This is a genomic window from Jonesia quinghaiensis DSM 15701, assembly GCF_000423205.1.
Lineage (GTDB): Bacteria > Actinomycetota > Actinomycetes > Actinomycetales > Cellulomonadaceae > Jonesia > Jonesia quinghaiensis.
Window position 1 is genome coordinate 98,275 of sequence record NZ_AUHN01000004.1, and the last position, 15,176, is coordinate 113,450.

The 15,176-nt window shown below is 59.6% G+C and carries 11 protein-coding genes; 3 read left to right on the forward strand and 8 right to left on the reverse strand.

The genetic code is table 11. The features are described 5' to 3' along the window. Positions 1-141: 141 nt before the first annotated feature. Positions 142-1,050, reverse strand: coding sequence for an SDR family oxidoreductase (locus G538_RS0100520; protein WP_029067771.1), 909 nt, complete (start codon positions 1,048-1,050; stop codon positions 142-144). Between the two features lie 79 nt (positions 1,051-1,129). Between G538_RS0100520 and G538_RS0100525 the strand changes: the two genes are divergently transcribed. Further along, positions 1,130-1,522, forward strand: a complete 393-nt coding sequence (locus G538_RS0100525; RefSeq protein ID WP_029067772.1) for a DUF7882 family protein — start codon at positions 1,130-1,132, stop codon at positions 1,520-1,522. Then, positions 1,522-1,827, forward strand: coding sequence for a DUF7882 family protein (locus G538_RS0100530; RefSeq protein WP_029067773.1), 306 nt, complete (start codon positions 1,522-1,524; stop codon positions 1,825-1,827). The genes G538_RS0100525 and G538_RS0100530 overlap by 1 nt, the downstream gene beginning before the upstream one ends. Positions 1,828-1,833: 6 nt before the next feature. Here G538_RS0100530 and G538_RS17135 read toward each other — a convergent pair whose 3' ends face one another. From G538_RS17135 to G538_RS0100560, 6 genes are all read right to left on the reverse strand, one after another. Continuing rightward, on the reverse strand, positions 1,834-2,499 hold the full coding sequence (locus G538_RS17135) for an SRPBCC family protein (RefSeq protein ID WP_169514069.1): 666 nt from the start codon (positions 2,497-2,499) through the stop codon (positions 1,834-1,836). A 102-nt stretch (positions 2,500-2,601) separates the two neighbouring features. Beyond that, entirely contained in the window at positions 2,602-4,194 is a 1,593-nt protein-coding gene (locus G538_RS0100540; protein ID WP_051196411.1) for an ATP-binding cassette domain-containing protein, read from the reverse strand. Beyond that, a complete protein-coding gene (locus G538_RS0100545; protein ID WP_029067775.1) occupies positions 4,187-4,996 on the reverse strand; it encodes an ABC transporter permease in 810 nt (269 codons plus the stop codon). Before G538_RS0100545 ends, G538_RS0100540 begins: the two co-directional genes overlap by 8 nt. Next, positions 4,989-5,942, reverse strand: coding sequence for an ABC transporter permease (locus G538_RS0100550; RefSeq protein WP_035832710.1), 954 nt, complete (start codon positions 5,940-5,942; stop codon positions 4,989-4,991). Before G538_RS0100550 ends, G538_RS0100545 begins: the two co-directional genes overlap by 8 nt. A gap of 9 nt (positions 5,943-5,951) precedes the next feature. Beyond that, positions 5,952-7,619, reverse strand: coding sequence for an ABC transporter substrate-binding protein (locus G538_RS0100555; RefSeq protein WP_029067777.1), 1,668 nt, complete (start codon positions 7,617-7,619; stop codon positions 5,952-5,954). Positions 7,620-7,770: 151 nt separating this feature from the next. Then, positions 7,771-9,849 carry a COG1361 family protein gene (locus G538_RS0100560; protein ID WP_029067778.1) on the reverse strand — a complete coding sequence of 693 codons (2,079 nt, stop codon included), beginning with the start codon at positions 9,847-9,849 and terminating at the stop codon, positions 7,771-7,773. Positions 9,850-10,047: 198 nt separating this feature from the next. Here G538_RS0100560 and hrpA point away from each other — a divergent pair, with 198 nt between their 5' ends. Then, entirely contained in the window at positions 10,048-14,613 is a 4,566-nt protein-coding gene (gene hrpA, locus G538_RS14310) for an ATP-dependent RNA helicase HrpA (protein WP_169514070.1), read from the forward strand. 24 nt (positions 14,614-14,637) lie between these two features. Here the strand turns inward: hrpA and G538_RS0100570 are convergent, their stop codons facing one another. Continuing rightward, positions 14,638-15,111 carry an aminoacyl-tRNA deacylase gene (locus tag G538_RS0100570; RefSeq protein ID WP_029067779.1) on the reverse strand — a complete coding sequence of 158 codons (474 nt, stop codon included), beginning with the start codon at positions 15,109-15,111 and terminating at the stop codon, positions 14,638-14,640. Positions 15,112-15,176 lie beyond the last annotated feature (65 nt).

A 15,176-nucleotide genomic window follows, 5' to 3' on the forward strand; every position in this document is an offset into this window, starting at 1 on the left:
CGTATAACGCTAGCTCTCGGCGTGAGCGCTGGACACCACCAAGGGCACTGCCACACTTCCCTCATTTCCACATGTACGCGGTGGAGAATTGCGCGGCAGTGCCCTTCAGTTTTTCACGAAAAATTGGTGTTTATTCGGCGGCTATAGCCCCTTACCGCCGGTCACCGGGATGACTGCGCCGGAGACGTACGACGCGTTATTTTCCGCGAGAAATACATATGCGCTTGCCAACTCTGCGGGCTGTCCAGCGCGCCCAAGCGGAGTGTCTGCACCGAATTGGGTGACATCCCATTCAGTTCCTGGAATAAGTGGAGTCCAAATAGGTCCAGGGGCTACAGCGTTCACTCGGATACCCTTGGGGCCGAGCTCTTGGGCGAGCGCTTTTGTGAACCCTACCTGCGCTGACTTGGTCATTGCATAGTCGACCAAGTTCGGCGACGGGTTGAACGCCTGAATAGAGGTGGTGCTAATGATTGAAGACCCCGGTGGCATGTGTGGAGCAGCTGCACGCGTTATCCAGAACATCGAGTAAATGTTTGTTTCAAATACTCGTTGAAATTCTTCCGTTGGCAAGTTTTCAATACCATCGCGGTCTTTTTGATAACCGGCATTGAGAACGAGAATTGTAAGCTTTCCAAATTTTTTGAGCGTTTCCTCAACGGAGTTGGTGCAAAACTCTTCACTGCGCACATCTCCTTCAAGGAGAAGGCATTTCCTCCCCGCAGCTGTTACTGCTTCATGAGTTGCTCGCGCATCCTCACGCTCTTCAGGCATATAGACAATTGCAACATCAGCGCCTTCACGCGCATAAGCAATTGCTACTGCCCGCCCGATGCCTGAGTCGCCACCAGTAATCAGAGCCGCGTGACCAGCAAGCCTGTCGGATCCCCGGTAGGTCTTCTCACCATGGTCCGGTTGCGGTGCCATCTCGTCTGTGGTGGCAGGTTGCTCTTGTTCCTGCTGTGGAAAGGAAGAAGAATGGAAACGCGTCCGAGGATCTTCGATCTGCTGGGAATGTGGGTGGCCATTGTGGGTTCGTTCTGCCGTCATGTTTCTCACACCTTCCTTCTCGGATGGGAATTGCACAGAACATTTGTGCTCTGCGAGTCTGTAAGGTATTAATTACCGCATGGGTCATTTAATCTATGCCGGTGAGGACTACGAGTTCGACGATCGGTTACTGGCTCACGTGAAGATCGCCATGGGATCTAAGCTCCGACGCAATGAGAGCTTCTTTCTCACCTGGAAAGCCGATCCGGCTTCAGGTTCGGGAAGGTTTTCATTGTGGGTATCACCAGCAATACCACTTGCTTTTCGTTTTTCAGGTTCCCGGCCACCAGAACTCAACCAGGTGTGGCTGGAGATTATGGCTGAGCAGTCTCACACACCAGGCGGCTTGGTTGTTATCTCTGAAGCCGAAGCCATGCAAATACATCAACGGCGATCACAAATCCCCGTGCCGGACCACCATGATCTGCCGCCGCTGAACCCAGTGCCTTCTGCTGCCTCAAAGGACGACTAATGGCTTTTTTTCACTACGGCACACCACCACATAGCTATGAATTCGACGACCGCACGCTCACGCACCTGCGGATCGTTCTCACAGCAAAGATGCGTCGCAACGAGGATTTCCTCATGAGTTGGCGTGAAGGCGACCAAGAGAAATCTGTGTGGATCAGTCACACTGTGCCGATGGTCTTTGAATTCGACCAACTGTCGTCAACTGATGTCAATCGAGACTGGATAGCTCTTCTCGTTCAAACAGCTAACTCAGCTGGCGGCCTGATCATCACTCCAGAACCGCCAGCTAAGCCAGCTTCTCGCTAGAGCAACTCAAACCCGCTGGTTACCGCGCCACTCATCAATGCGGCGTTCCTGTTGGGCACGAAGCACCTCCTCAGTTTCAGGATCAAACTGACGGTGCTTCGGTTCGTGCGACGGTCCCGGATTCACTGGAGTCTCAGGAGTTTCCTCCTCGTGGACTTCAGTGGAATCGGGGCCAGGGCTCGTTGGTTGCTGCTCCATCGTTGACATGGCGCCTTCTCCGTTGGGGTTCACAGTTCCTCGCCACATTCCTGTGGCATCGTGACGCCCCTCGATGAATTCCTTGAACTCTTCCAATGCCGACTGCACTGCCGCACGGTCACGACCGAACATGGCACCGAGGCTTTCGACGACTCCGCCGGGCTCCCAATCGAGTGCAACACGCACTTGTGTTAACTCTGGTGAAAGCTCGTCAAACTCGGCAATGCCCATATGCACGGGCTCATCGAGTGACTTCCAAACGATCCGCTCGTCTGGCTGTTGTTGGATCACCTCTGTGCGATAGCGGCGTTCAACTCCCGCAACCGAGACAACCCATTCGTTGTGTGTTTCATCCAATTGGTTGACGTCCTCAACGTTGTGCATAAACGTTGAGAAATCCTCCAACTGAGTCCACTGGTTGTACGCCTGCGTCAGTGGAACATCGACCTTGATCGTTGCTTCGATGGTAGTCATGGTTCCCTCCTTCGTGTTCTGGCGTGACTGAACCCACTGTTCCAACATTGTGGGCAACATTCAAAACCTCAGTGGGGCATTGACTCACACACTCAAGGTGGGCTAGGGTGCCACGCTGCGAAGGAGATCAACCGTATACGGATGGGTGGGTGCATCGAAAACCTGCCGCGTTGGCCCAACCTCCACAACCCGCCCATTGCGCATCACAACTACGTCATGCGCGATCCTGCGAACCACTCGCACATCATGGGAAACAAACAACACCGCGACCCCAAGGTCGCTTTGAACCTGATGTATCAGGTCAAGAATCCGGGCCTGCACCGTGACGTCCAACGCCGATGTCGCCTCGTCGCACACAAGAATGTCAGGATTGCCCGCCAGTGCCCGAGCGATGACAGCCCGTTGACGCTGCCCGCCTGACAGTTGGTGTGGACGCCGCATCAGGAGGCTGCTGCTGAGGCCAACCCGTTCGGCTAGAGAATCAATGTGCTGCTGTGAGACCTGCCGCGGAGCTCGAGGGTTCACACCTTCAGCAATGATGCGGGCCACTGGCCAGCGGGGGTTCATGGCGGATAGTGGGTCTTGTGGCACCCACCCGACCTTTGCACGGTGGGCCGGGTTGTGAGGGGAAGGGCCCATGATTGTTGCGCCTGCGGTGGGGATATCTAACCCGAGGATAATGCGAGTCAGGGTTGATTTCCCTGACCCTGACTCTCCGAGGACCCCAAGCGTTTGCCCCGCGTGAAGGTTAAGGGAGACATTGTCGAGGGCTGTTGTGGTGGTCGTAGTGAGTGCGCTGCGGGTAGTGAACGTTTTCGTGACACCAACAACCCGTATGAGCGGTGTGGCAGTTGGGTCAATTACGGGCTTGGGTGTGGGTTCTCCGGGGAGGCGGGCGGCATCGATCAGGGCTTGAGTGTAGGGGCTTGATGGTCGCTGAAGAACCGTGGAGGTTGGCCCCTGTTCCACAACGCTGCCTTGGCGAAAAACGAGTACCGTGTCCGCAACATGGCGCACCACATTGATGTCGTGACTGACCAAGATCAGTGCGGTACCTTCACGTTTAATCTGCTGCAGCAACTCCACGATCCGTTGTTGGGTGATTTGATCGAGAGCGGTTGTTGGTTCATCAGCGATAAGGATGCGCGGGTTAGCTGAAAGCCCCGAGGCGATGAGCGCACGTTGTCGCATTCCACCAGACAGTTGGTGGCTGCGGTGGGTGAGGTGTCGTTCTGGCTCGGGGAAAGCGACTTTTCGCAGCAAAGGGATGGCGTCTGTGCGTTGTTGTGCTTGCTGGTGGATGAGCCCACTTTCGATAACCTCATCCCCTACAGTGCGCAGCGGGTCTAAGGACACGAGGGCGTCTTGCGCAATGTAGGCGATCCCTGCTCCTCGCACAGCACGCCAGATGCGCGCCGGCGCGGGGCGCGGGCTGTAGAGGTGTCGCCCAGCGTAGGTGATCTGCCCGCTAGCCGCCACACCGGGTGGGAGCAGGTTGATCAGGGCGCGGGCAGTCAGTGATTTTCCGCCCCCTGACTCACCAACAAACGCGATGCAGTGGCCAGGGTCCAGGTCAAAGGACACCTCTGCAGCTAGTGCCTGGGATCCAGCGGTCACGCGCAGGCCGGTGACGCTCAACAACGGTTCATCAGCAACATGAGCGGTGGGCGCACCCGGTGTGGTGTTCTCAATCATGGGCGTTCCCTGTTGCGAGGCGGCGTTGCAGGGGGCGGGCAAGCGTAGACACCGCGACCACAGTGGCCGCTAGGGCCAAGCCGGGAAAGAACGTGATCCACCAGGCGCGCGCTAACTGGTTTTTCCCCTCAGACATCATGACACCCCATTCTGGGGCTGGTGGGCTGATCCCCAACCCGAGGAAACTTAAACCCGCTGCAGTAACAATGGCTGATCCAAAACCGACGATGCCCAACCCCAGTAACCCTGCGGCGACCTGGGGTGCAACATGCCGCCACACGGCACGCGGGTAACTCACACCAAGGATTGTTGCCGCATCCACGGCTCCCGAGAACCGTAATTGCCGGGCGGTAACCCTAGCGAGACGCACATAGGCGGGGATGATCGCCACAGTGACACCCAATGCGACTGAGTTGGCACCTTTTCCCAACACCGCAATAACGAGGAGCGCGAGGAGGAACTCGGGGAAAGCCATGGTCACTTCCAGCAGACGACTCACTATCCGGTCCACCCATCGGGGTGCAACACCTGCCACCGTGCCGATGAGCCCCCCGCACACCATGGCAATGGCAACTGCACGCAAACCAACCAGCAGTGAATCGCGGGCGCCGTAAACAACCCGGGTGTAGACATCGCGCCCGGACTGATCGGTGCCAAACCAGTGCTCCGCGCTGGGTGGCAGAAGTACCGCTGATGTTTGGGTGGCTAGCGGGTCACCCGAGGTCAGCCAGGCGGGGGCGAGCATTGCGACACCTAGCCACAGCACAATCGCAGCCGCGAGGGCCAATGCCACGTTACGCATCGGCGGCCTTTCGCAGGCGCGGGTCAACGGCACGTGCAAGGACGTCGACAACCGCATTGATGATGAGGAACCCGATGCCGGAGAACACCACAACCCCCATCACCACAGGCAAGTCACGGTTAGTGATCGCACCGAGGGCAACGCGCCCAATCCCTGGGCGGGCGAACACTGTTTCCACGATGACCGCACCACCCAGCAGGGACCCAAACAGGAAGCCGCTGAGGGTCAACGTGGAGGCGAACCCGTGGCGCATCAGGTGGTGAGAGGTGAGGCGGCGGTGTGACGCTCCCCGTGCCATGGCGGTGACTGCGAAGGGTTGGGATTCTGCTTGGTCCATGCCGTGGCGGAGCACTTGCGCCAAAACCCCAGCAACCGGTAAAGCGAGGGCGATAGCGGGCAGGATGACGCGTTGCGCAGCGGTGCCGCCCACAATGGGAAACCACCCCAGTTGGTAGCTAAATACCGATGCCAAAACAAGAGCTGTCCAAAACACGGGGGCAGACACGGCAAGGAGTTCAGTGGCATCTGCGACCCCCCGTAACCACCCGCGCCTGGTCACGAGCGCGGCCCCGCACGCCAGCACCACCGCTAACACCATCGCCGCAGCGGCCAGCGCCATGGTGGCACCTAGTTGCTCGGTGAGGATGTCACTGACTGGGCGTTGTTGTTGGTAGGACATGCCAAGGTCACCGGTGACCATGCGACCAAGGTGGCTGGCGTATTGGGTGGGAAGAGGTTTGTCTAACCCAAGGTCCGCGCGAATCATTGCGCGCGCTTCAGGGGTTGCTGAGGACAGTGGGCCCAGCATGACATCTACTGGGTCACCTGGCACGGCTTTCAGGACAAGGAAAGCTAACGTTACTGCCGCCCACAACACGAGGCCCGCTTCCCCAAGGAAGCGGGCTGCACCGCGCAGGGCGGTTCGTGTGCGGGCGGACAGGGTCATGCGGTGATGTTAGTTGGTTGCGCTGATTCCGTGCAGGAGTGGCCACCCGTAACGGTCGAAGGCGATACCCGAAATGGAGTCGCTCCACGCGGTGATGAACTGCGGTGAGTACAGCGGGATCATGGCAACATTTTCCACGTTCCACTGTTGTACTTGTCCGTACAAGGCGAGGCGCTGCGTGGGGTCGGTTGTGGTGGCTGCTTCTTCGAGCAGTGCGTCTAGGTCACTGTCAGCGACGGTGGTGGCGTTTTGGTACCCGGCAGAGTGCAGGTGTTGACGCATGACGTCACCATCGAGCGAGGCAAAACCCCAGTCGGTGATGTCGAAGTCGAGGATCATGCCTTCTTCTTCACTGAAGTAGCGGGCTTGATAGTCCGGTCCTTCCACAGCCTCGTGAACGAGTTCCACACCAACCTTTTTCAGGTCATCAACGAGGAACGTCACCAATGCGCGTTTTTCATCGGAGAATGGCAGCCAACTCAGCCACTCAAGGCGCAGGCGTTCGCCGTCTTTGACGCGGTAGCCGTCGGCGTCGCGTTCACTCCACCCTGCCTCGTCGAGCAGGGTGTTGGCTTGTTCTGGGTCATAGGGCCATGATCCGACCGTTGATTCGTCAAATGCGTTCACAGTGGAGGGGCTGAGCACTGACCAAGAGCGTTGGAAAGAATCACCAAGGGCAGCGGGCACAGCCTCATCAAGGTTGACGGCTACTTGCACGGCTTGGCGGACTTTTTGGTCGCTGAGGTGGCCGTGTGACCAGTTGAGGATCGCCGAGTATGGCATCCCTGGGCTTGGTGCGTTCTGAGAGTTCAGATCACCGAGTTGGGTGAGCGCATTGGCGGTCAGGTCAACGGAAATGTCAGCCTGGCCTGATTGAAGCGCCCCGATGCGGGCTGATTCTTCGGGGAGAATCCGCACTGTCAACGTGGTGATTCCGGGGTTTGCAGCCAGCGGTTCGCCGGCGTTGTCGGTGAGTGCTGGTCCCCACGCGTAGTCCTCGTTGGCCGTGTACACAATTTGTTGTGCGGGGGTGTACTCGGTGAGTTTGTATGGGCCGGTTCCTACCGATACTTCTGGGCCACCAGCTTTAATGTCGTCTTGGCTGTGTGCGTCCAAGACCGCTGGTGAGTAGAACCCAGTGAAGGCGGTGGTCAGGTTTGTCAGCAGTGGGGCGAACGGCTCGGTGAGGTGGAGAGTGAGTTCGTAGTCGCCGGTTGCTTCGGCACGGTCAAAGAGCTCCCCGCCGATCATTGCTAGCGCTTGGGCTGAGGCGGTTTCGTCGGCTTGGATGTGCTCAAAGTTGCGCACTGCCGCGGCTGCATCGAAGTGTTCACCGTCGTGGAAGGTGACGTCGTCACGCAGGGTGAACGTGTAGGTGCGACCGTCTTCGCTGACTGTCCATTGGGTGGCGAGCCATGGGATGAGTTCGCCGTCACTGCTCATCGCAACGAGGGAGTCAAACACGTTGCGTTGCACGTACGCAGACACGTCCAGTTGGCTGGAGTGCGGGTCCATGTGTCCGTTTTCGAGGTTTCCGCCAGCGATGGCGAAAACCACGGAGTCACGTGGCTCTGTGTTTGCTGTGTCCTGTGATGAGGATGAGCAGGCTGCGAGCGCGAGTGCAACGACGGTGCTGAGGGCTGCGACCTTGAGGGTGCGGGCACGGGTGCGCGCCATGTGGTGGCTCCTTGTGTTGTTCAGTGCGCGTTCTGGCTGTCCTGCCAGGGCGCCTGTAGCCAAGCCTAGCGACTGGTACCTGCTTTTCAGGAGCGGATGTAATGAGGATCTCGCAACGTCGTTGGGTGCGAAATGTTTTTTGTGGTGGGGTTTACCGCTGGTGGTGGGGTGTGTGGCGGCGGCGTGTGGTGAGTATGAGGCCGATGCTGGTGAGGGTGAAGGCGAGGGCTAGTGGTATGAGGGCGGCGGGGGTGGTGCCGGTGTTGGCCAGTGGCGTTGTGGCGGCCGATGGTGGGGTGGTGCCGGTGGTAGTGGGTTGGGTGGTTTTTTCGCGTGGGGTGTTGCTGGTCGTTTCTGAGTCGTTGTTGCCGCTGGCTGTTTCGATGGGGTCTGGGGTGGTGGTGTCTGGTGTGGCGGGTGTTGGGGGCGGCGTGTGTGTGGGGGCGATGACGAGTTCGAGTGTGCGGGTTGTGTTTGCTGTTTGTTCTGCTGGGGTGGTGGACGTGGCTGTGATGTTTGTGGTGCGGGTTTGTGTTTCGGTGGTGCGTACTGCTTCGGTGGAGATGCGTGGGGCTAGCGTTGCTGTGGCGCCGGTGGGGATGGTGTTGCCGGTGAAGGTGAGGGTGAAGCCTGTGGTGTCTTGAGGGGTGTGGGGCGGTGTTGGGGTGGTGTGTTCGTTGTCGATGGTGACGTCTTGTTCGCTGCCGTCACGGTAGTGGTAGGTCAGTGCGGCGTTGGTGGTGCCGGTGGGGAAGGTGATGGGGTCGTTGAACCCTGCGAGGGTGAGTCCTGTGGAGAAGAACTCTGGGTCGTTGACGGTGATGGTCATGGCGCGTGCGGGGGCTTCACCGTTGGTGATGTCGAGTGGCACGGTGATGTTGTTGCCGGGTTCTACAGTCAGTGGCGCTAGTTTCCCGGTCAGTGTGATCTGTGGTTCTGGGTAGGTCACGGTGGTGGTGCGGGCTAGGCGGGCGAATCGCACTTCTCTGGTGTTGTCGGTGGCGACTGCTGCGGTTGCGGTGAGTTCGATGTTTCGGTCGGTGGCGGTGATGGGGGTGCCGTCGCGGGTGGTGGCGCGTTGTTCGACGGTGTAGGTCAGGGTCATGGTGTCGCCGGGTTCGATAACACCGATGCATTCAATGTGGAGGGCTACGACGTCTTGGGGGTTGATGCCTTCGGGCAGGGTGGTTGGGTGTGTGGTTTGCCCGCCTTCCCATGGGTCGTGTGCGGTGGGGTCAACGGAGACGAGGCGGTTGTAGGTCATGCACCCGTCAGGCATGGTGGCAGGACCGAAGTCGACAAAGTTCATGGTGTCGAATAGTCCTGCGGTGGGCCTGGGGGCGCCTTTGGCGAGGTCGATTTCGGGGAGGGATATCCCGATGTAGTCGACTGGTCGAGGTGAGGTGTTTTGCGCTGTGATGGTGATGGTGGATTGCAGGCCGGGTTCGAAGAGTTGGGTGTTGCGGGACCAGTTTCCGTCGAGGGTTACTGCGAGGTCTGTGGTGTTGCCGATGGTGATGGTCGCACTGTCGTGAGCTTCGTAGGTGTCGGAGTTGCTGCTTGCGCTGGCGTGAGCTGTGTTGGTGACGACGGTGAATTGGTCGCTGTACATGTCGCTGCTGACGGGAACTTCCAGTGTCACGGCAATTGTGAAGGAAAACCCGCTGGTTAGTTCTGATGACCCTGAGTCGGTGAACATTGTGGATCGCAGGAGCAGGGGTTCATCGTCGTCGCCTGGTGGGGTGGTTGACCCATCACCTGGGTCACTGGTCGAACCGTCGCCGGGTTCCTCTGTTTCACTGCTAGTGGGGAACGCTACCTGCAGGGTCGTTGCGGTGCCGATGCGTTCGGGGGTGGTTTCACGTGGGTCGCCGTCTTCAAACCATTGGATGTCGTAGGGCACACCTTGTGTGGGCACGTCGATGTTGGTGATCGCGAAGCCTTCCAACTCTGTGGGGAACTCATCAACGAGCCACACATTTCTACAGTCCAGGTCACCGCAGGTCACGGTGAGTTCGTAGGTGAAGGGTTGACCTGGACCAACGGTTTCCTGGTCCACTGTTTTGGTGACAGCGATGAAGTCGGCGGTGCTTTCGTTGGCGTGAGCATGCTGCACCGCCGGGTTCATCATGATGATGAGAGCAGCAACAACTGCAATGATGAGCGACATTGCAGTGTGCTGGTAGTGGCCACTGACTGTGGCGGTTGGTTGACGGTGCAGCATGTTCATGATTTGGATTTCGTCATTGTTTGTGCGTGACTGAATATGGTGTCAGTCTCGGTATGTTCACTGGTGTAAAACGTTTGCCGTGTTTCTGCACGTCGCTCCGTGGTGAGCCCTTCACACACCTACTGTGTGATCTCAACAACCCTGCGATGTGCGATAAAGCCATGCGGTGCCACCGGCAAGCCTGCAACAATGGAAACGATGTCCACCCCGCCTGATCCCCAGCGTTCGCAGCGCCAACCGCGTAGCGACACCCCAGTTGCCACTGCCAACGACGCGAAGAACGTCAAGAATGGTGCTGGCTCTCAGAGCAGCAACCGCCGCCGTGGTCCACGGCGTGGTCCTGCCCGCAACGCTCAGCGTGACCAGCACTCTGTTGGTACGCCGCACGTGAATCTTGCGGCTCTGCGGCGGCGAGCTGAGCATCGGGCGCGTATTGATATTGGGACAATCACCTACCCTGAGGCGTTGCCTGTTTCTGCGCAGCGCGCACGGATCGCTACCGCACTGGCTGAGCATCAGGTCATTATTGTTGCTGGGGAAACCGGGTCAGGGAAGACCACGCAGATCCCGAAGATCGCGCTTGAGTTGGGGCGTGGGCGTGCCGGGCAGATTGGGCACACCCAGCCACGACGTATTGCGGCACGGTCCGTCGCGGAACGCATCGCTGAGGAACTTGGCACCACGCTGGGTAAGGTCGTGGGGTATCAGGTGCGGTTCACTGATGAGTCCAGTGAAGACACCCTCGTCAAAGTGATGACTGACGGTATTTTGCTGGCACAAATCCAGCGAGACCCGCAACTCTTGGCGTATGACACTCTCATCATTGACGAAGCCCACGAACGCTCCCTCAACATTGATTTCCTGTTGGGGTATCTGACAAACCTGCTCCCCCAACGTCCAGACCTGAAAGTCATCATCACCTCAGCGACCATTGACTCTCAACGGTTCGCTGAACACTTCGCGGCCCCTGGCCCCAACGGTGAACGCGGCCCCGAAGCCGTTGCCGCCGGGTTATCCACTCCCGCACCGGTGATTGAAGTTTCTGGGCGCACCTTCCCCGTTGAAGTGCGCTACCGCCCCCTCGACGGCGAATCATTGGGCACCGAAGACGGCACCGGTAAACGAGGCAACGACGACCCGGACCTCATGACGTCCCTGTGCGCCGCCGCCGACGAACTCATGGCAGAAGGCCCGGGGGACATTTTGGTGTTCCTCTCTGGGGAACGCGACATCCACGACGCCCACGACGCCCTCGCATCACACCTCGGTGCACGAGCAACAGACCCCCGCCAACCCGGCTACACCGAAATCGTTCCCCTGTTCTCGCGCCTATCCGCAGCGGAACAACACCGCATATTCCAGGCACACAGCAACCGGCGCATCGTGCTGGCCACCAACATTGCCGAAACCTCCCTGACCGTCCCCGGCATCCGGTACGTCATCGACCCCGGCACGGCCCGCATCTCCCGGTATTCAAAAGCCACCAAAGTTCAACGCCTCCCCATTGAACGCATCTCCCAAGCCAGCGCCAACCAACGCTCTGGGCGGTGTGGTCGTGTCGCTGAAGGCATCGCGATCCGCCTGTACTCCGAAGAAGACTTCGAATCACGGCCAGCGTTCACTGAACCAGAAATTTTGCGCACCTCACTGGCCTCCGTGATCTTGCACATGGTGTCCGTTGGGGTGGTGCGTAACCCCAACGACCTCGCCGGGTTCCCGTTCGTTGACCAACCAGACACCCGCGCCATCCGTGACGGTGTGGCGTTACTCCAAGAACTCTCCGCACTGACCTCCGGCAAACGCGGCACCGAACTGACCCCCGTGGGGCGTCAACTCGCCCAATTGCCCATTGACCCGCGCCTGGCCCGCATGATCATCGAAGCGCAACGCCGCGGATGCGCCCGCGACGTCATGATCGTCACCGCCGCCCTATCCATTCAAGACCCCCGAGAGCGCCCCAGCGAAGCCCGCGAAGACGCCGACACCTACCACCGCCGGTTCGTGGATGGGCACTCGGACTTCCTCAGCTACCTCAACCTGTGGGAATACTTGCGCGCCCAACAACGCGCGCTATCCTCCTCAGCGTTCCGGCGCATGTGCCGCAGCGAATACCTCAACTTTTTGCGCATCCGCGAATGGCAAGACGTCGTGTCCCAACTACGAGACATGACCCGCAGCATGGGCATCGACGGCGGCGGGAACCAACCCCAACCCGTTCGTGAGGCCATCGCCACCTCCCCCAGCCCGTCACGAAACGAAAGTGGGATTGTGCCCACTTTCGAAAGGGAAAGTGGGCACAATCCCACTTTCGATGGAGGGGAGGCGCGGGAACCGCAGCGAACGGGAGCGCGGGAACCGCAGGGAATAGGGCAGCGGAACGAGCCCGATGCGCCCACCGGCCCAGACACCCGGTACGTGTGGAATGGTGAAGCGATCCACCGGTCCATCCTGGCCGGGCTGCTCTCCCAGATCGGTATGCAAGAAGCCACCGAAGTCGCCACCCACAAAACAGGGCGGGAAACCTCCTCGGATCGGCGCGCCAAACGCATGGCCCGCAACGAATACCTCGGATCACGAGGAACCCGCTTCGCGATCTTCCCCGGCTCACCCCTGTCCAAGAAACCACCAGCATGGGTGATGTCAGCGCAACTGGTTGAAACCTCACGGTTGTGGGCGCGAGACGTCGCCAAAATCGAACCCGAATGGGCGGAAGAACTCGCCACGGGCATCGTGAAACGCACCTACTCTGACCCGGCCTGGTCGACAAAACGTGGCGCCGCGATGGTCCGTGAAAAAGTGATGCTCTACGGGGTGCCGATCGTCACCGACCGGCCGATCCTGTACTCCCACGTAGACAAAACCGCCGCCCGGGACATGTTCGTTCGCCACGCCCTGGTGGAGGGGCAATGGTCCACCCACCACGGATTTTGGCGGCACAACAAAAACATCATCGCCGAGGTTGAAGAGTTCTACGCCCGCACCCGGGCAACCCAAACCGAAGTTGACGACACCGTCCTGTTTGAGTTCTACGACGCCCGCATCCCCGACTCCGTGGTGTCAGCCGCACACTTTGACCGGTGGTGGAAAGGCGCACGCCGCGACACCCCCGGCCTCCTCAACCTGCACCGTGACGACCTCCTGCCACCCGTCGATGACGAGCGCGTCGACGCGCTCTACCCCACCGTGTGGCGGCAAAAAGACCTCACGTTCCCCATCACCTACTCCTACACACCCGGGGCGGCCACAGACGGGCTGACCGTACACATCCCCATCCAAGTACTTAACCGGGTCGAAGAAGGCGGGTTCGACTGGCTCGTCCCAGGCCTCCTCACCGAGCTGTGTACCGCAACCATCAAAGCCCTGCCCAAAACGTGGCGGCGCGAACTAGTGCCCGCCCCTGATACTGCGCGTGCCATCGCCGCGTGGATCACCGAGCAGCACCCCGATTGGGAAGCACTCGTCCACCAAGGCGACAGCGCCCCCCAGTTCACTGATGTGTTCACCCAAGCCGCGTACGCGCTACGCAACGTGGACATCCCACCCGAAGCGTTCAACCCAGCGGCTTTACCTGCCCACGTGCACATCCTGTTCTCCGTAGAAACAACCGTTGACCGGGGTAAACGCAGCGTCACAGAAGTGCTCGAACAATCGACCAGTTTGACGCACCTGAAGAAAACCCTCGCCGCACAATCCAAAGAAGCCGTATCCTCCGCCGTGCACACAGCGGTCAGCACAGCACTCGCGGAAGCGCGCGCCAACGCCGCCCACCTCGCTGACAAACAAGCCGGTGCCGATGCCACGGCTGGGGCTGGACAGCAGGCATCGGCGGGGGAAACTGGGGCGTCCAGCACCGCTGGTGCCACGACGGGGGGCGGGTTCACTGGGACTGGGGTCGCGTTAACAACCTGGCCAGCGGACTACCCCACGTTGCCTGATGTTTTGGACGGTAGTGGGCCAGGCGGCTTCGCGGTGCGCGGGTACCCTGCGTTGAGTTTGGGTAGCGATAACACCGTGACGTTGGATGTGTTAACCCACCCTGACCAGCAGCGCAGCGTGCATGGGCGGGCTGTGGTGGAGTTGATTGTGCAGGCAACCTCGTTGAGTACCTCGCGAATCACTACCCGGTGGACTCCCACCCAAGCGTTAACGTTCGCGACCAGCCCGTACCCGTCCAACGACGTGTTGGTGATGGATTTGCAACGGGCCGCAGTACAGGCGTTGTTACCTGATGCTGGGGGTATTCGCGACGCCGATGCGTACCGGCAAGCTCTTGCCACAGTGCGGCAAGGATTAGAAGACGAAACGTACCGGGTAGCGAAGGACATTGTTGCGGCCCTCGCCGCGACCAGGGAACTGGATGTGGCGATCAAGAAACAGTCGTCTCTGGCGATGTTGGCAACGTTGAAGGACATCCGTTCGGTGCGTGACGCACTGGTGTATGACGGGTTCATTTCTGCGACCCCACCAGATCAGGTTCGCCACCTGGTGCGGTTTATCCGCGCACAAGTACACCGGTTGGAGAAAGCCGCCGATTCTGTGCACCGAGATAACGAAATTGCGTGGCGGATCGCCAACGTTGTTGAACAATATGAGCGTGCGGTTGCGGCTAAAGCCGCTTCTCCAACAGGTGTGCCCCCAGCGTTAGCGCAGGTGCGGTGGATGATTGAGGAACTACGCGTGTCGATGTTCGCCCAACATTTAGGGACCGATCAAACCGTGTCAGAGAAGCGGATTTTGAAAGCCATCACGGCTGCCTCCGCGTGACCGGCGGCTGCAGGTGAAGGGTGGTTAGTTCGCGGGTTCGGTGACGTCAATAACCTCGGCGTGGAGGTGAATGATGATGTCATCAGCTTCGACGGTGGCGGCGACCCCGTGTGCTCCAGCACCAATGGAAATGGTGCGGCCGGCGATGGTGGCGTCTGCGATAACTGGCCATGCGCGGGTTGCACCAAAGGGGGTGATGGTTCCGCGTTCGTAGCCGGTGACATCGCGGGCCACGGCTGCGTCGGGCATCGAGAGGCGGGACACCCCGAGGTGCTCACGGAGTTTGGGCCACGAAATTTGGCGGTGCCCTGGCACCAGCACAAACAGGTAGTCGTCCTCTCCGCGCCGCACAACGAGTGTTTTGACGATGTCTGCGGGTTCAACGCCGCGTGCTTGTGCGGCTTCTTCGAGGCTGGACACTGGCCCGTGCTCGGTGAATTGCACGGGGATCCCTGATTGTTCGAAGGCTTGGCGGGCGCGTTCGCGGGGGTCTGTCACGGTGTTTGCCTCTCGTTGGTGTCGTGAAACACCGTTGTTTCGTGGTGTTTCTCGGCCTTACGGGT

What these genes read in the sequence shown, in the direction of transcription:
- G538_RS0100520 (WP_029067771.1), bottom strand. Translation starts at nt 1,050, where the DNA reads ATGACGGCAGAACGAACCCACAATGGCCACCCACATTCCCAGCAGATC.
- G538_RS0100525 (WP_029067772.1), top strand. Translation starts at nt 1,130, where the DNA reads ATGGGTCATTTAATCTATGCCGGTGAGGACTACGAGTTCGACGATCGG.
- G538_RS0100530 (WP_029067773.1), top strand. Translation starts at nt 1,522, where the DNA reads ATGGCTTTTTTTCACTACGGCACACCACCACATAGCTATGAATTCGAC.
- G538_RS17135 (WP_169514069.1), bottom strand. Translation starts at nt 2,499, where the DNA reads ATGACTACCATCGAAGCAACGATCAAGGTCGATGTTCCACTGACGCAG.
- G538_RS0100540 (WP_051196411.1), bottom strand. Translation starts at nt 4,194, where the DNA reads ATGATTGAGAACACCACACCGGGTGCGCCCACCGCTCATGTTGCTGAT.
- G538_RS0100545 (WP_029067775.1), bottom strand. Translation starts at nt 4,996, where the DNA reads ATGCGTAACGTGGCATTGGCCCTCGCGGCTGCGATTGTGCTGTGGCTA.
- G538_RS0100550 (WP_035832710.1), bottom strand. Translation starts at nt 5,942, where the DNA reads ATGACCCTGTCCGCCCGCACACGAACCGCCCTGCGCGGTGCAGCCCGC.
- G538_RS0100555 (WP_029067777.1), bottom strand. Translation starts at nt 7,619, where the DNA reads ATGGCGCGCACCCGTGCCCGCACCCTCAAGGTCGCAGCCCTCAGCACC.
- G538_RS0100560 (WP_029067778.1), bottom strand. Translation starts at nt 9,849, where the DNA reads ATGAACATGCTGCACCGTCAACCAACCGCCACAGTCAGTGGCCACTAC.
- hrpA (WP_169514070.1), top strand. Translation starts at nt 10,048, where the DNA reads ATGTCCACCCCGCCTGATCCCCAGCGTTCGCAGCGCCAACCGCGTAGC.